This window comes from Stygiolobus azoricus (genome assembly GCF_009729035.1).
GTDB lineage: Archaea > Thermoproteota > Thermoprotei_A > Sulfolobales > Sulfolobaceae > Stygiolobus > Stygiolobus azoricus.
In genome coordinates this window covers 625,480-641,832 of the sequence record NZ_CP045483.1, presented here as the reverse complement: position 1 = coordinate 641,832, position 16,353 = coordinate 625,480, and the positions used below count along the sequence as shown (strand labels likewise).

Below are 16,353 nucleotides of genomic sequence, written 5' to 3'. Positions count from 1 at the left end.
CTAATTTACTATGAGAGATTTTACACTACTTTTATAAGAGAGAAGTCTTAATTTGTATAATAATGTCCTCACAAGCCAAATCACAGTTTAATAAAGGTGATAATAGTCTATCTTTCGTTGATCTTTTCTTCATATCATTTGGGGGTCAAGCTCCGTTTATATCCCTCCTTACTTTCGGTACTGTGATGATAGCAGAAGCTGGTTTGGCTGGTTCTTTTAGCATGCTTATTGCAACTTTTGTAGTATTGTTTAACGGTCTAGTAGTTTATTTTTTATCGAAGAGATATAAGAGAGGTGGAGGCTACTACGTTTACGCTCTATACTCCTTAACACCTAGATTAGGACTAAATACTGGTTGGACTTACCTTATTTATGCCTTATCTTACGGTGGGACACTCTTGGCTGGCAGTGCTTATGTTTTGTATACTATTCTCTTCAAGGTAACTGGTAATAGCTTGATCTTCCCTATTTCACAACAGTGGTTTTTAGCACTAGTAGTATGCATTACTGCTTCCTCCTTAGTGATTTCAGGAGTAAAAGTTTCAGCAAAGTATGCAATGATCATGTCAGTAGTTGAAATTATAGCAATAGCTGGTTTGTCTGTTTACTTTCTTTATGAATCTGGCTGGAGATTTTATAATCCGATTCCGAAATCCATCAATCCGGGAATTCTGGATGCTGTAATTTTAGGTTTGGGAATACCTACGGGTTACGGGTCAATTGCACCTTTAGGTGAAGAGGCTAAATCTAAGGAAATTGGTAAAGCTGCAATTGCTGTACTACTTTTCGGTGGACTGTTAGCTACGTTTTTCTTTTACTCGTTAGGCTCAATGGATTTCACGGGTAACTTAGTAGAATATTTACTCAGTAATTTCGGTTTTATCGTAGCTATACTGCTAGCTTTTGTAGCTTTAAATGACGGAACCTTAGGGGGAATGACGTATATCTTAGCTAACTCTAGAACTTTAAAGGCTATGGCTGAGGATAAGATATTTCCACAGATTTTAGCTAGGAAGAGAAATGATGAGCCGTTATATGCAGAGGTGATAATAGGTGGAACTTTTACTGTGTTAGTAGTTTTGTTAAGCTACTTCCTAGGGCTCTATGAGACTTTCCTCATACTGGGTTCCTTAGCTGGAATGTTCAATTTGTTCATTCACTTATCTGCAGATTTTTCCCTAATAAGAACTGCGTCTAAGAGACCTCGTAAACATAAGTCGGAAATTGTTATTGGCTTAATAGCGATAGTAATTAGCTTGTTTGTACTATTTTACTCAATACCAGGCTTCCAAGCATATATAGTCTATGCATTCATGGGTTGGATAATACTCGGTTTCCTTTACGCTGAAGTAAGGGAAATGATTTCAGAGGATTATTTTGAAGACGAAAATTATCAGGGAAAAAGTAACAAGACGTGAGAAGCTGAAATTACAACTTTCATTAACAGAGGCATCTGTTTTCTCAGCTTACTTAATTTAAATAGTACGGATGCGATGATCATGTTATATGAAAACGTCCACTGGCTTAAAATGGGGGGTTAATATTCGGGGTTCTGTTTGCGGTTATTTCAACGGCTTTATACTACACATTATTCATTTATCCAGAACTACCTCAGTTACAACAATATTACTATCATGAGATACTTAATTCAACAAATGGGAATGTTACAGAGGCTACGGAATATAGTGAAGAACTTCCCATTTATCTTCCTTTTAGTTTGCTATATCTCGACCTGATTTCGCTGGTTGCTGGTGGTCTTTTAGCCGGTTATCTTATCGCCAAATTATGGGATAAAAGTCCTCATTGGTATATGAAGGGCCTTATGGGGGGTATTGCAGCACTCATCGTGGTAACTTTTTTATTAAGTTTCATTGTAGCCTCGACAGGAGGTACTATTATATATACAACCTCTTGTGTTCTCATGGGTTTAGCTGTCTCATATAGATTAAATAAACTAGAAAGTAAGAGCGTACAGAAAGATTTAAAATGTTTAGATTTTTTAAACACTTATGTTATCAAAAAAACAGATTGCCCTTTTATCCATAGGAACATCCTTGACTTTTTGGGATATTTTTAACGTTCCCTATATCGAAAATTATGCGTCAAAACAAATAGGGGAGATCTCATCCACACTAATATTATCAACTGAAATGCTAGGCTACTTCTTAGGAGGAGTAATAAACGGTTATTTGGCAAGTAAATACGGAAGAAAGTTCGGGCTTCTCAGTTCTATGGTTCTAATCAGTATGGGCTCTCTACTTGGGTTTATCTCGCTTAACCTAGCAATGTTACTTGTGGCTGAACTTCTAATAGGTATAGGAATAGAGGGTGAAGTATCTGTAGTCCCATCTTATGTATCAGAAATGTCAAGCGCAGAATCAAGGGGGAAGAATGTCGGTTATACTACGATGAGCGGATTCTTAATGAGTTTAGTAGTAACACCTATAGCTATTCTTTTAGGAGAGGATTTTTGGAGACTATTGTTTCTACCTAGTTTATTTTTGGCAGTAATAGCTCTCTTATTTAGGATAAAATTACCAGAGTCGGTGTTATGGGAGAATAAAAGATATGATAGCCTTAAGTGGGACAAGGATGTAGTTATCTTCACATTGATTTGGTTTGCAAGTTATTTCACAGGTTATGCATTATTCTCTACTCCAATCTTCTCACTAATATCAAGCCATGGATATACTCCTTCTAATCTTTACTTCGGTTATATTCTATATGGAGACCCGCTAGGAGTTGTTGTTGCAAGTGTACTAAACGACCGTCTGCAGAGGAAGTACACTTCTTCATTGGCAAACCTACTATCGGCTATTCTTATGGTAATATGGCCTTTTTCGGGAATTATGTTCTTGCCTATAGGTTTTGCTATCATGTTCCTCCAGGGTTTTAAGTTTCCGGCTATGTATACATATACTGCTGAAAACTTAGGAACTAAGATAAGGACTTTAGGCTATGGGATTGCCGACGGTATAGGTCACTTAGGAGGAGCTGTAGGGCCTATAGTCTTCGTGTTATTGCAGGATCACATAGGTCTAGCTTTCTCTACCGGTGTGGTAGGTATGGTGGCTATAATATCGTCAATCTTAATAATGGCTTTCGGACAAATAACAAACAAAATACCCTTAGATAAAATAAAGGGATGATGACGCTACCCAAGATGATCAGTGAATTAATAATTTGAGAGCCCCGGGCTGACTAACTTTAATTGAAATGTTTAAATTGTTTAAACATACATAAAAATAAAATTAATAATTCTTCAAATTTCTGATTAATTAGCATATTGTGTTGATTGTATCTTATGAAAAGAGTTATCATCTCATGTATGGACTACAGACTCACTGATGAAATATTGAAAAGGGCAGACAAGGACACGTTAATTTTCAGGAATGCTGGTGCAAATGTAAAGGAGTTCTTACAAAGGCTTAAGGAGATAAAGCCGGACGAGATTTTATACCTTCCCCGCACGGATTGTGCTGCGATGAGGATCGTCTTCAACGTCATAAGGAAGGGCGAAAATATAAGCAAAAACGTTAAGGAAAAGTTAGTGGATGTTTTCTCAGGGCAGAAGTTCGAGACTTTAGATGAGTTAGAACAATTAAACGCAAAAATAAACGAAGAGATGTTAAAAAAGGAAGTGACTAAAAATGTAAAGACAGAGTTAATTGACGTAAAGAAGATACAGTGGCCACAGCAAAAGACGGAAGTATACTTCTACTCTATTACGGCAAGGCCCACTGATAAAATCGGTGCGTATATCCTGCAATCAACTTCAATAGACGACGTAAAGGCTGATCTAGAAATAGCTAAAGATAAATTAGGTTTTAAAGAAATTTATGACTGCTCAAGCGGTGATTGTAAGAGGATCTAACCCGATATGGTCGAAAGAATATCTTTGATAATTTTTTCTAACTCTTCACGTGAGAGTTCTTTAGCCTCTATCTTTCCATCCTTGTTAATAGTTACTGTATATACTCCGTTGGAGTTTATGTAAAGGCTTACGCTATAATCCCCTTTCTTGACGAATATTTCCTCTATCTCACCGTCGATATTTCTCGTGTATCTCTGCCTTATCTCGTAACCTTTAGAAACTCCCCTCACTTCGTGAGACTCTGTTAATATATCGTCTAATTGCGATCTGATACTCTCATGAATTCTCTTTACGTCTAAGCTGAATATGCTCATTTCTAACACTATCTTTGACTTAATAGTAAAAACTTTTTCCTCAGCCCATCGATGAACTCACTAAGTCTACTCATATCGTTTATAGGTATCTCTGCGACTTCGTTAGAACTCGTGATCTTTATGATACTGTCATTATGTACTTCAACTACACCCGGTAACACGTTACCAGTAGCTTTACCAGCGAGATTAATAAGAGCCTCAAGGGAGTATAAAAGTTCCTCAATTAAATCCTTGGTATCAAGTTTTAGGTAATGTGCGAGTGTAGAGAGGCTAACCTTAACTGAGTAAATGAAGTTATTATTATAAAATAGTCTGGCAATACCAAAGTTTTTGTCTACATCGAGTATGACCTTAAACTCGCCTAATTCTTCTACTCGGGGTAACTGGGTTCCATATTTGTGCATAAAATCCCTTTGTGCTCTCTCATCCACCTCTAAAGGGCTTTCCTTAAGAATATTCTTCACTACCTTAGGAGGTAGGTCATAGTAATGAGAAATTTTATTAATATCCACAGGGAAAATTTTTATTTCAGAGAGTTTATTAAATAGAGAATTAATGTCGTTTATGATTATCCCCCAAGCCTTTATCTTTACTTTGTCATTTTCAGCCTCTACAACGGATCCAATTTTGACCTTTGTAGGCGGGCTTAAGAATAGGGATTTTATGATCTCGTTTGCCTCTTCTACTGTTTTAGGCAGAGAGTTTACTTTTCCCTCAAACTCAACTTTTAATCCCTGAAAGTCCATGAAGCCTTTTACAGAATTTTCTTCGAACTCAGCAGTATAATTCCCCGTTATAACGGTTATCCTATTGCCGTTTTTAATCAGGTAGGTGCCTTTGCTCATAGTGTATATTTTACTTACGTGGTTTAAAAACAATAATATAGGGTTCAGGCGGTCAAGCGTCCTCACCAATCAGTGCCGCGACACGTCCACATTATTTACACATAATAAGACGGTGAATAATATAAGGATTTATTCCAGTTAAAACAGTTTCCACGTTAAATTTTGTATCGATATTAGGTATAACTGATATTATCATTATTTAAAATCTATTAGTCATAGCAATATATAGTCGTAAAGAGAATTATAAAATGTATATAGTCTAAATAGGATATCCTTATAAATTGTGATAGTGACTTTATATCGAGTTAGTATGGGTTTTAATGGTATAAGTGGTGCAGTAAATGAACCTGGAGAATTACCGTGGGAAGTTGTAGTAGGATACTTCGCCATAGCTCTAGCAATAGTATTTATCATAGGTAAGAAATATGGAGGCTTAAAGGCTTTTACTACATTAGATCTCGTTTATATAGGTATTGGTGGAGCCTTTGCAATGGTATGGGAGTTTTACATAGGAAGCTTCATAGGGAGGTTCCTTCCCAGTACGCCTTTTGTTAGTGTGGGTTTCTGGGGAAGACTAATAATAGTTTTCATAGTAGCGGGGTTGGTTAGAAAAGCCGGTGCGGGTATGTTAACCTTATTCATATTTGATTTTCTATCGGACTTATTTCACTATGGTTTTGGAGGAGAACCTATGTTTTTTATATACGAGACGTTAACGTACGGTCTTTTCGTTGATTTAATGATAGTGTTCACTAAGGGAAAGATATTCGGTATTGGTTATACTCCAAAAGAAGTAGACCAACCATCTGCTATATCTGTGAGTAGAACAAATGTATTAGCTGCCTTAGAGGGCGGTATACTCGGTGCTCTATGGGCACTGCCAGACCCATTGTTTTATGAAGGTTTCTTCGGGCCATTCATATATGCATATGCTCCCAACTGGGGGAAAATAATATTTCATATTTACGCATTCCTACCCGGAGATATCATAATGGGTATTATAGGCGGAATTCTAGCATATTACATAGCCAGGGCGGTGGGACAGTGAACGTAATAGAGCTAAGAAACGTAGAGGTGGTATATCAAGGAAGAGCCAAACCGTCTCTGGTAGTTCATGATTTCCACGTAGAAGAAGGAGAATCTATTTTAATAGTAGGTAAGTCTGGATCCGGTAAGTCAACACTTGTAAACGTAATTAATGGCGTAATCCCTAATATGATTAATGCTAATGTAAAAGGGGAAATAAATGTATTCGGTAAGGATCCAAGGAAGACTCCTATTTTCGATATTACAAAAGAAGTAGGGACAGTTTTACAAGATCCTGAGATGCAGGTTTTTAATCACAAGGTCATAGATGAAATAGCTTTCGGTCCAGAGAATCTGATGTTACCCCCCGAGGAGATAATGAACAGAGTTATCGAGGCATCGAAGATTACTGGAGTTCAAGAACTCTTAGATATGGAGACTATCAAGCTTTCTGGAGGTGAGTTACAAAGGACAGTAATTGCTTCAGTCTTGGCTATGAACCCTAAGGCTTTAGTCCTAGATGAACCTACCTCTAACATAGATCCTGAGGGAACGGCTCAAATTTTCTCGCTTGTGAAGAAGTTCAGGCAGGAGAAAAAGACGTTGATAATCGTTGAACATAAGTTGGAGAGGGTTTTACCTTATGTTGATAGAGTAGTTTTAGTAGACAAAGGTAGGTTAGTTTTTGACGTTAAAAAAGAGGAGCTTTTCGATAAGGCTCAACTCTTAAGGGAGGCTGGGGTGGAAGTCCCTGATTACTATTTGCACTTTGGAGCTCGTAAATCCCTAAAAGATTACGTGTATATACCTCCCCCTAGGATGAAAGGGGACAGTATAATTTTAGACACCAAGGTGAAAGTTTGGGACAAGAAGTCAGGTAAGATTATAGTAGACACATCTTTATCCTTACGTAGGGGTGAAATAACTGCACTGATGGGAAAGAACGGTGCCGGAAAGTCTACTCTGTTAAAGGCGATCATGGGTATTTTAGACCGTACGTTGAAGTCAGAGGTAAAGTTAATTGTTGAGAGGAAGGACTTAAGTAAGTCGAGTATCATGGAAAGGGGTGCGTACATTGGATACTTACCTCAAAACTTTGACGTGATGTTTATAAAAAGAACAGTTGAAGATGAGGTAGCTTTTGCTATGAAAAATAGAGGTATTTATAGTAGGGGGAGGCTGGACGAAATACTGAAGCTGTTTTCTTTATACGAAATAAGGCGTGAAGACCCTTTAATGCTGTCAATGGGACAGAGGAGGAGGGTGGCTATGGCTTCAGTCATTGCCTCTGGTTCTAAAGTACTTTTAATGGATGAGCCCACGAGCGGACAGGATTGGTATCACAGAGAGATGTTGGGAAAAGAAATTCATTACCTCAGAGATAAGGGATTTTCCTTCCTAATAGTTACGCACGACTCAAGGTTTGTAGACAAGTTCTGCGATAGAGTGTTGGTTATGGAAAAGGGAAGGATAGTTGCTGACGATAAACCGGAGGAAATATTTTCCAAAGAAGGGCTTGGGATCTATCCTCCAACGGAGTATTTGGTGATGAAATATGGTTCCATGGAATTTTCTTTATGAAAATCCGCTAACTCAAAACGTGATAAGTTGGTTTTTGTTCTTTTATGGTGTAGCGCTACCTGTAGTAATAATAATTGGTGCTATAGGTCTTAAGGGTTTTATAGAGCTAACCAGGTTTGAGAAAGGAAGCACGTTCCTTTATAAGTTGAATCCGGTTACAAAGTTGGTTTTCGGAGTTGTGGTTATGGCCGTTGCTTCAACTACAATATGGTGGATAGGTGCGCTGTTAACTCTAGCTATACTTCCCCTTTATCTAACTCTTAACAACGGTCTTAAGAAGTTCCTTTATGTAGTACTCTTAGTGTTCTCTACAATTATAGGCTCTACATGGGCGATAGCTCCTTACACTCCCACTAGCGTTCTCGAGTTGGTATTTCCTAATCCTTCATCTTACGAGACCTTATGGGTTTGGCCTAGTTATTTCACTTACATGGGTTACGAGCCCGTACTCACCTTGCAAGCGGTGATTTACGGTCTTCAGACATCCTTTAGGGTTACGGCAACATTAGTCTCAGCACTTCTTCTAATTCTCACAACTACAACTTCTGACATCTTTAGGATGTTCACTAAGATGAAGATTCCTCTTCCCATTACATTCTCCATTATGGTAGGTGTTAGAACCGTGCCTAAGATCTTTGAAGTTTTAGATACTTCCGTAAAAATGCAATTACTTAGAGGGTTAAGTTATAATAAGCCTAAGGTTTTGAGGGTCTTTTATTACCTTTATGCTGGAATTATGGCTATAGTCCCGGCAATAGTGTACTTATTTAGGGGAGCAAAAACATTAGCTATTTCAGCAGATACTAGAGGTTTTAGGGCTTATCCAGGCAGGACGTCATTAGTTAATCTATCTTTCACTAATCTGGATTATATTATGTTTGCGGTGATAGTGTTATTAATCATCGTTGATATTGTTGCAAATTTAACCGGTTTCGGTAGGACGATCCCTTACGAAGGACTGTAAGTATTTTTATTAGACAATTTTTTAAATTACCTTCAAAATATCTATTAGGTGTTTCGTATGAAATCTATAATTAAGAATTCAATCATGCTATCTTTCGTACTATTAATTTTACTCTCTCCAATAGCTTCTTCAGAGACCCTTACTGCTACTCCTATAAAGCACGTCATTATCATAATCGAAGAAAACCACTCTTTTGACAACTTGTTCGGGACATATCCCTTTGGATGGCCTCCTATAGTGAATAATATTACTCTATCTGTCATGTGGCCTGAAGGACTTTACACCAGTTATACTCAATTACAACAGTCTAAAGACGGAGTCCTGAGTTATATCACGGTACCTAACGTCCCTTGGTTTCCGTTGGCTGGTATATCTCATCCCTACTATGCTAATTCATGGGATACGGTAGACCCTTACGAAGGTTGGTCTTCATATCACGGGGACTACTGGTTCGGAAAACCGATAGGCTTTGTCTATTACTCTGACCCTCAGTCTATGGCTTACTTTTCCTATCAGCAAGTAGGGATATTATGGGATTATGCTGAGGAATATGTTTTAGCAGATAATTACTACGCCCCGGTACTAGGACTTACAGAGCCTAACAGAGTAGCTTACCTAACCGGTGCTCCTCCTAACTTCTTTACCGATAGTGCTTCTAACGTAATTCCAATTAATCAGACAATATTCTATCAACTAAGTTCTTACGGAATCTCGTGGGGCTATTTCGTTTATGACTATCAGGGAGGTATTCCTTGGCCGTTAAATGCGTTCATAGGAATTCAACAATACAAATCCCATATTCACGGCCTAACCGCGTTCTTTAACGACCTTAAGGACGGTGAGTTACCATCAGTAAGTTGGGTTATGTTAATAGGATGTGGCGATGATAAGTATGACATGCACCCACCTTACAACGTCACTGAGGGTGCCGTCGAGCTTAGTAACATTATAAACCACGTAATGGAGAGCCCTTGTTGGAACTCAACAGTAATATTCATAACGTTTGACGAAGGAGGAGGTTATTACGACCAAATCACCCCGCCTGCGATTAACACAATGGGCTTAGGACAAAGGATTCCTTTGCTTATAATATCCCCTTATGCTAAAGAGGCATGGATAGACAACTACACGCTTTCCGGTTATACTCTTTTGGGTTTTATAGACTATAATTGGCATTTACCGTGGCTTACGAAGTGGGTAGAGAATAGCGATGTAGAAGGTATTTTACAAGCTTTCAACTTCTCTTCGAAGCCAAGACCTCCAATAATTTTGACGCCTAATAACTGGACTTATCCAATACCTCTACAGTACCCAGTCCATTACGGTTATATAGCTAAGGTATCTCAAGGACAGTCTTACGCTCAAGTGTATCCAGCCCCTGCAATCTCATTCTTATTTCCCATGACATTTACGGGGTTTGTGTTGATAGTAGCGTCATTCTTAATAAGGTCTAAGAGAAAGTTTCTGTTAGACTTATCACTAGTTTTAATGGTATTAGTTACCGGCATAGCCCTATACTATAACTCGTCGTTTGTAATATATTCTTTCGTAGTTAATTACTATACATACTCGGGTCTAATAGGATTCTTGGTGGCGGGAGCACTAAGGTTGAGGTCTAGTAATAAGGTGAGGAAAAGTGTATATAAATGAGGTCGGTCTTTTAGCTTCTTTTATTCCCTCCTCTTTCGAAGGATTTGAAATGAGTATGTTTTGGAGTCTAGCGAGTTTGAAAGATAAAACTAAAGCTAATATGGGTGTAATCATTGGTATTTTAATCGTTACACTAATGCTGTATTTAACTTATATCATATTACCTATTCTAGTGTCCGATATAGCAGAATATTATATAAAACTCTTTTTAGGACTTCTACTAGTGTCTTTAGCCACTTACTTCCTTTATAAGGACGACTATTCTACGCCGAATAGTGCTTTCCTACTAGCCTTTATCGGTATTGTGGCTGAGGGGCTGGAAGTTGATATATTTTCTGTGAGTGCATGGATAATATCTGGTAGTGCGTTAGGATTGATAGGAGGGTTTCTGGGTTTCTTATGGAGTTTATTTGCGTTCAGGGAATTGTCTAAAAGGGTATCGAAAAAAGTACTAAAAGGATTAGCAGTTACAATACTATATTCTGTTGGATTTATTGTACTTACGAGCGGATTAGTTTAACCTCTTTTTATGTTTTAACTGTCTACTCATTTTAGCTGAAACCGAAAGTTTTAGATCTTGTTTAAATTAAACAAACAAGAAGGTCTTACACTTGTTGAAGAATTAAAGGTAAATTAAAATCCGGCTAAGTAGTAATATGAACGATTAGCTTTGTGTAGGATGCTTGCATACAAAGGAAAAAGCAAGGAGGAGTTGAAAAATTATGTCTCTTGTCTTGTAAAGGCAGCAGAAAAGGATCCTATTACTGGCGATGTTCATGGCGATGGGTGGGGTATAGTCGTGTATAGTGACAGCGGAACCTTAATTCACTACAGAAGTAGTTTGCCGATCTTTTCTGATAATAAATTGTGGAAAATATTAGATATTTTAGAAGGTCAGGTTTGGGCGATCATACACGCTAGGTTAGCTTCTCAGAAAGAATTAGTCGACTCGAAGTTCTCTCACCCTTACATAGAGTCTACCCCACATGAGCTACTCTATTTTGCTCACAATGGTAGTGTTGATAAGTTTTCTTTAGGGAAATATTTGGGAATAGACACCCAGTTTATGGTGGACTCTGAACTCATAGGAAAATTTCTCGTCAGGGAAGGATTAAGTAAAGAGTCTATAGATAAATTAAAGGAGTTTACTAAGAGTGCACTAAACTTATTCATCCTGAGGATTCCTAGGGAGAAAGGAACACCACAACTCCTCTACGTCAATTTTTACAACGAAGATTACGTGAAAAAGAAAGGTATACATAATGAGTATTATAAACTCTACCGAAGAGAGAACGTAGTGTTTTCTTCTTCCTTATCTTATTTCTGCGAAAGTGGAGACGAAGTGGTGTTCGGTTCATTAGGGGAACTATAGATGCCTTATGAATGCTCTATGTGAACAAAGTTTATAGTATTATTTTTTGAGAGAGTATATGTTATGGATATTATCAAGATCTTTGATCATACTCGTTCATCTACTAAAAAATTGAGGATCCCTATCGAGGGAGTAAACGTATATACATCGTCTACATTTCTCGTTAATTATCCCACAAGTATGGATGAGCCCAGAGAATCCGAAATAGAGATCAATATTCCTGAAATCGTAAACCTCCCAAATGAATTCTATCTTGTCTTAAGAGATGTTGACTCTAACTCGGATCAAATGAGATTGTACTTTAAACTGGAGGGTGAAATTGAAGGCGTAGCACAATCAAGGTCTATTAGGAAAATAAAACTTACTAGACCTACTAATGAGGCGAGGTACCACGTTAATATACAAGGGAAGAGATATTTGGTAGTTGTAGCCTTCTACGTCCCGATTGTCATAAGGGAGAGCGGTACGCATAAGTTTCTTTTTGAGCTGAGGATGGAAAATCCCAAGGAGAGTAGGATAGAATTTATAGAAAGATTTTATTTAATCCAAGACATAAGAGTGCAATATATTACGTCGAAAGTCTTTGATAATCAGTTCTATCAATCGATAGTAGGGAGTATATTGAACTATGCATCAGGATATCCGCTAAATGTTTACAAATTCGAAAAAGGCGAACTTAAAGATATGGGTAAGACATTATATAGGCCTTGTAGAGTTCCTAATACGGGAAAGCGTGAGGAATTAACCTGTCTCAACGCTTTGAGAGATGAGTTAGATCAGTTGATAAGTGAGTTAAAACCAAATAGACCGGACGAATACCTCATTTTAGTAGGAACCAAATCAATTACAGAGACGTTGGATAAGTCCTTTTCAGCTATATTCTTCGAAGAGCTTTTAGACTTCTTCACAGAGTTTATCCCAGTTTATATTGTAGGTAAACAAGCTGAGTACGTAGGCGGAACAGAGAAATTATTCATAAATATGTTTGTAGCTCCACCAGAAAGGATAAAGGAATATGTTAAAGACTATTTGGATATTATATCTAGAAAAGAATTTGTGAATGATGTTGGCTATATAAGGGTAGAAGATTTGACTCTTGTAAAACAAGGAGATTTTTACCTGTTAATAACTCCTATAATTACGTCAGACTTTCTAAAAGAATTAATAGAAACAGTAAATAGAAATGAAAAAGAGTCATCATTGATATTATTAAAGAATTTTAAGGAATATCAAGTAGAGAAGATTAGAAAATATCAGTCAAAAATACTAGAAAAATTATTAGGAGAGAAATTCAATTACGATACCCCTTCGTTTTATTTCTCAAAGACAATATACGAACTTACGAGTTCGGATTGTCAGAATTCTCACTATTATTTTCCATTTAGCAGTCTTTTACTTCAACGTGAAGGTAGTTACTTGTTTTCAATACCTTTCGTGGAGGAACAGTTGGGGTGTAAAGTTTACTACGGATTAGGGGATTTATTTGTAAATATTCTTTTAGACGGCAGTTTGATCCTCTTAGGCGGGATTGAGAAAGCCATAAACACTGTTAGGAACATAATTGAACGAGTGAACGAGTTAGACATAAATGTTGTTAAACAACTAGATGTTAGACACGAGTTTCTGATGAGGCTTCTTAATGACTTAATAGTAACCATTTTCTTTAACAATAAAACTCAGCAAAAGCCCGACGTAAGAAAAATAGCAGAACTCTCCATAAAAGCGTTCGCAATTACTAGTGCTAAGTTAAAGTACGATATGCACAGAGTTTATGCATTATTAGAAAGAATATGTTATAACCCTAGATCCTCGTTTACAAGAAATATTCTCAGGCTTTTATACGACGACAATAGAGAGAAGTTTATTTATGATCTTATTCTAACTTTAAGGGATGCTTATTTCATAAAATTATTGGAGGTAAACGGGATTAAAGTCAGTAAAAGTCGTTTTTATCTTCTCGGTGTAAATAAGGCTAACGTCACAAAGTCTGAGATAAGGAGTGCTACAACTAGTATGGAGGGATTGATCGATTTCTACTATAAACACTTAACAAGACACGGAAAGAGAGGTAAAGATGTAATATTGCCTTTATTTAGGCAGTATATGCTAAACACGTTGATAAGAGGTCTGAGGCTCCCGCCTGAAAACGAGATACCATCCAAATTTAACGCTGAGGAATTTGTATCGATGATAAATGAGATCGATTGTGGCTTACCTTTTCCGGTTTCTTCTCAAGGTTCTCTAGGTTTGAAATCTACGGATTATGAGACTTTTAGGAATGTGGCTCTACCTATAATAATCTACGTGCCAGATAGAAATACAATAACAGTTAATAATAGGACTATAATAGTAACTAGAAAAAATTTTGAATTGTTCTCATTTACCACACCTATCATAACTTTAGAAGATTGTTTCAGCTTAAGCCATCACGGTCACAAAATTACGGTAAAGAGAGAACAAGTCTATCTTGAGCATGAGGGGAACGAACATCCTGAAATTATAGTAACGTTAAAGTTTCCCCAAGCTGAGGAAGTTGTAAAGCTTATAGATGATGAGAAGAAGTTTGTAGAAAACTTTAACAAAATCTTTAACACCCACTATACCTCAGCCCTCAATATCATTATAGACATCATAGACAATGCTAAGAGTCAAGGTTTGGCGTTTATATGTGTAAATATACAGCCTATGGTAAATCCGTCAGTAATCACTAGTAATAAGTTTAAGCCAGGCTCAATAAAGCTAGGACTTCTGACTTTAGGCAGGAGAGATGAAAGGGAAAATGGGATTGTACTATAATCTGGTTTAACACGGAGAGAGAGTATTATATACCTTTACGTTTTTATAAAGACTAAGTTAAGCTAAGAATTATGATTACTAAGGAACAACTATTAACTGTTCTTCAGGAATTATATGACGGCAAACCCATCGCCTTTTCTAAAATAAAAAAGAAGATAAAGGAGAGACCGGAGGTGCTTGAGGAGCTTCTTAAGCAAATGGAAGGGGAGGGCTTGATAAGGAGATACGAAGTTGGAGGTGGTAAGGCTTACGTGCCAGTTAAAACCGATCCGATAACTCAAATTCTTAATATGCTTAAGGAAATAAAGGAAGAGTTAAAGAGGTTAGAAGATCTAGTAAACGAAAAGTCTAAGATAGACTATTCCCATTTTGACAAAATTTACGATGAAATAAAGGACAATTTAGGGTATGCTTCCCTTCAATCAATAAGGGTTGAGTTGGGATTACCTAAGGAAGAATTTTACTCTAAGTTTAAGAACCACATAGAGTCTTTATACGACCTCATAGCAGGAGGTGAGGAGGGTTTAGTAAAGAAAGGTGTAGTTTACGGGATTATAAGAAAGAGGGGTAATGGGAAATGATATGTAATATACCTAAAGTAACTGTAACTACTTGGTCTTCCGATAAGATAGTATTAGCAGGCCCTACTTATAGGCAGTACTTAAATAAATCGTTGGAGATAATAAGCTCTAAGGACGTTGCGTCGATCATTGGACAACCTGGGATGGGAAAAACTACGATACTTAGGAAGGCTGAAGAGTCGTGTAAAGACAAGATGTTCACATTCTTCCTTGATCTAGCCAGCAAAAACGAGATAGAAGACGAGTTCTGGAGTAAAGTAGACAAGTTTAAGCTTAGAGAGATAGTACTCCCTAAAATGGATAAGAAGAAGTACGGTTACACATTCTTTAAGAGGATTAGAGGCATAAAGTTTGAGAAGCATTTAGAAGATCTTTGCGACAAACTGAATGACCCCTTGATCAGGTTATATTGCATAAATTACACGAGAGATTTCGACGGTATGCTTAAACTTATAGGGGATCTAAAGTCAGTAACTGACGTGGTATTATTTATAGATGAAGTTAGAGACTCACACTTACCTAAAATTCATAGGCTTATAAACTCAGGTCTAGCTGTACCGGTCTTAATGGCTATACCTACAGATGCTTATAACAAGGTCACAGACCTAGCTATAAGGAGAAGACTTGACGAGAGTAGGATAAGCCTTGATAGTGCATTAACTGCGGATGATATAAAGGAAATCATCGAGGTTTACTGCAAACCACTAAGTGAAGAATTATATCCAATAGTCCTATCCATGTGGAACGGTAAAGAACTCAATACCGTCAGTTCGATCCTACAATATGTCAAAAATGAAGTTGACAAAGCAGTAAATGATTGTGGGAATGAGGAGTTAAGTTGTGTAAAGGAGAAAGTTAGGAACTCCTATACTCTTAAAGATATAGAAACAGATTCAAAAACTTTAGAGAAAATGATAAGAGAGGAATTAGCAAACTTAGCTAAGGAATACGATATAACATATGTTCACCCTAGAGGTAAGAGAGTGGAAGTGAAAGGGAAAAATATCACGGTAGGTCTATTCTTCATTTATGGTGAATACGCTTATATAGGATTAGTGAAGTTAATGAATAATCAAGAAGTTGACTCGGAGATCCAATTGTTACCTTTCATCAACGTTATAGAGCATGATAAAAAGGATTATAAAGTCGCTAAGAGATTCGTTATAACCAATGGAAAAATATCGTTAGAAGGTATAGACAGCGTAGAATTATCAACGTTAGAAGTTGTGAGAATGATCCGTGGGGATACTGTTATCTTAGAGGAGAAAGTAAGGGGATTATTAAAAAATATTTTACTATCACAAAATGTAACCAACTCTGAAGTTGTGACATAACGTTTTTACCATGTTT

General features: G+C 37.1%; 15 protein-coding genes. 12 read left to right on the top strand and 3 right to left on the bottom strand.

Annotated features, from left to right (window positions below; all coding sequences use genetic code 11):
* The first annotated feature begins 62 nt into the window (after positions 1–62).
* Positions 63–1,418 carry an APC family permease gene (locus D1868_RS03825; RefSeq protein ID WP_156005719.1) on the top strand — a complete coding sequence of 452 codons (1,356 nt, stop codon included), beginning with the start codon at positions 63–65 and terminating at the stop codon, positions 1,416–1,418.
* Between the two features lie 382 nt (positions 1,419–1,800).
* Here the strand turns inward: D1868_RS03825 and D1868_RS11215 are convergent, their stop codons facing one another.
* Entirely contained in the window at positions 1,801–1,923 is a 123-nt protein-coding gene (locus D1868_RS11215) for a hypothetical protein (protein ID WP_269194910.1), read from the bottom strand.
* An 86-nt stretch (positions 1,924–2,009) separates the two neighbouring features.
* Between D1868_RS11215 and D1868_RS03820 the strand changes: the two genes are divergently transcribed.
* Complete coding sequence (locus D1868_RS03820) at positions 2,010–3,149, top strand: MFS transporter (RefSeq protein ID WP_156005718.1); 1,140 nt, start codon at positions 2,010–2,012, stop codon at positions 3,147–3,149.
* Positions 3,150–3,304: 155 nt separating this feature from the next.
* On the top strand, positions 3,305–3,874 hold the full coding sequence (locus tag D1868_RS03815) for a carbonic anhydrase (protein ID WP_156005716.1): 570 nt from the start codon (positions 3,305–3,307) through the stop codon (positions 3,872–3,874).
* Here D1868_RS03815 and D1868_RS03810 read toward each other — a convergent pair.
* Together D1868_RS03810 and D1868_RS03805 are read right to left on the bottom strand one after the other, a co-directional pair.
* Entirely contained in the window at positions 3,871–4,188 is a 318-nt protein-coding gene (locus D1868_RS03810) for a hypothetical protein (RefSeq protein ID WP_156005714.1), read from the bottom strand. The genes D1868_RS03815 and D1868_RS03810 overlap by 4 nt on opposite strands.
* An 8-nt stretch (positions 4,189–4,196) precedes the next feature.
* Positions 4,197–5,033 (bottom strand): hypothetical protein, encoded by an 837-nt coding sequence (locus D1868_RS03805; RefSeq protein ID WP_156005712.1) that lies wholly within the window; start codon positions 5,031–5,033, stop codon positions 4,197–4,199.
* A gap of 310 nt (positions 5,034–5,343) precedes the next feature.
* Between D1868_RS03805 and D1868_RS03800 the strand changes: the two genes are divergently transcribed.
* From D1868_RS03800 to D1868_RS03760, 9 genes are all read left to right on the top strand, one after another.
* On the top strand, positions 5,344–6,081 hold the full coding sequence (locus D1868_RS03800) for a hypothetical protein (protein WP_156005710.1): 738 nt from the start codon (positions 5,344–5,346) through the stop codon (positions 6,079–6,081).
* Complete coding sequence (locus tag D1868_RS03795; RefSeq protein ID WP_156005708.1) at positions 6,078–7,640, top strand: ABC transporter ATP-binding protein; 1,563 nt, start codon at positions 6,078–6,080, stop codon at positions 7,638–7,640. The genes D1868_RS03800 and D1868_RS03795 overlap by 4 nt, the downstream gene beginning before the upstream one ends.
* Complete coding sequence (locus tag D1868_RS03790; protein WP_156005706.1) at positions 7,615–8,604, top strand: energy-coupling factor transporter transmembrane component T family protein; 990 nt, start codon at positions 7,615–7,617, stop codon at positions 8,602–8,604. The genes D1868_RS03795 and D1868_RS03790 overlap by 26 nt, the downstream gene beginning before the upstream one ends.
* A gap of 84 nt (positions 8,605–8,688) precedes the next feature.
* Positions 8,689–10,254: a phospholipase C gene (locus D1868_RS03785; protein ID WP_156007947.1), complete on the top strand. Its 1,566-nt coding sequence runs from the start codon at positions 8,689–8,691 to the stop codon at positions 10,252–10,254.
* The gene (locus tag D1868_RS03780) at positions 10,241–10,774 is read left to right on the top strand and encodes a hypothetical protein (protein WP_231112461.1); all 534 of its coding nucleotides are present in this window, start codon (positions 10,241–10,243) and stop codon (positions 10,772–10,774) included. The genes D1868_RS03785 and D1868_RS03780 overlap by 14 nt, the downstream gene beginning before the upstream one ends.
* A gap of 159 nt (positions 10,775–10,933) precedes the next feature.
* Complete coding sequence (locus D1868_RS03775) at positions 10,934–11,626, top strand: class II glutamine amidotransferase (protein WP_231112460.1); 693 nt, start codon at positions 10,934–10,936, stop codon at positions 11,624–11,626.
* A gap of 63 nt (positions 11,627–11,689) precedes the next feature.
* Complete coding sequence (locus D1868_RS03770) at positions 11,690–14,422, top strand: hypothetical protein (protein ID WP_156005702.1); 2,733 nt, start codon at positions 11,690–11,692, stop codon at positions 14,420–14,422.
* A gap of 71 nt (positions 14,423–14,493) precedes the next feature.
* Positions 14,494–15,003 (top strand): hypothetical protein, encoded by a 510-nt coding sequence (locus D1868_RS03765; protein WP_156005700.1) that lies wholly within the window; start codon positions 14,494–14,496, stop codon positions 15,001–15,003.
* Positions 15,000–16,337: an ATP-binding protein gene (locus D1868_RS03760; RefSeq protein ID WP_156005697.1), complete on the top strand. Its 1,338-nt coding sequence runs from the start codon at positions 15,000–15,002 to the stop codon at positions 16,335–16,337. Before D1868_RS03765 ends, D1868_RS03760 begins: the two co-directional genes overlap by 4 nt.
* Positions 16,338–16,353: the final 16 nt, after the last annotated feature.

Excerpts from the sequence above, each read along its gene's own strand:
- D1868_RS03825 (WP_156005719.1), top strand. The coding sequence starts at position 63 with ATGTCCTCACAAGCCAAATCACAGTTTAATAAAGGTGATAATAGTCTA.
- D1868_RS11215 (WP_269194910.1), bottom strand. The coding sequence starts at position 1,923 with ATGAGAACACAAGAGGTTGTATATATAATAGTACCTCCTGTCGAGGCT.
- D1868_RS03820 (WP_156005718.1), top strand. The coding sequence starts at position 2,010 with ATGTTATCAAAAAAACAGATTGCCCTTTTATCCATAGGAACATCCTTG.
- D1868_RS03815 (WP_156005716.1), top strand. The coding sequence starts at position 3,305 with ATGAAAAGAGTTATCATCTCATGTATGGACTACAGACTCACTGATGAA.
- D1868_RS03810 (WP_156005714.1), bottom strand. The coding sequence starts at position 4,188 with ATGAGCATATTCAGCTTAGACGTAAAGAGAATTCATGAGAGTATCAGA.
- D1868_RS03805 (WP_156005712.1), bottom strand. The coding sequence starts at position 5,033 with ATGAGCAAAGGCACCTACCTGATTAAAAACGGCAATAGGATAACCGTT.
- D1868_RS03800 (WP_156005710.1), top strand. The coding sequence starts at position 5,344 with ATGGGTTTTAATGGTATAAGTGGTGCAGTAAATGAACCTGGAGAATTA.
- D1868_RS03790 (WP_156005706.1), top strand. The coding sequence starts at position 7,615 with ATGGTTCCATGGAATTTTCTTTATGAAAATCCGCTAACTCAAAACGTG.
- D1868_RS03785 (WP_156007947.1), top strand. The coding sequence starts at position 8,689 with ATGCTATCTTTCGTACTATTAATTTTACTCTCTCCAATAGCTTCTTCA.
- D1868_RS03775 (WP_231112460.1), top strand. The coding sequence starts at position 10,934 with ATGCTTGCATACAAAGGAAAAAGCAAGGAGGAGTTGAAAAATTATGTC.
- D1868_RS03770 (WP_156005702.1), top strand. The coding sequence starts at position 11,690 with ATGGATATTATCAAGATCTTTGATCATACTCGTTCATCTACTAAAAAA.
- D1868_RS03765 (WP_156005700.1), top strand. The coding sequence starts at position 14,494 with ATGATTACTAAGGAACAACTATTAACTGTTCTTCAGGAATTATATGAC.
- D1868_RS03760 (WP_156005697.1), top strand. The coding sequence starts at position 15,000 with ATGATATGTAATATACCTAAAGTAACTGTAACTACTTGGTCTTCCGAT.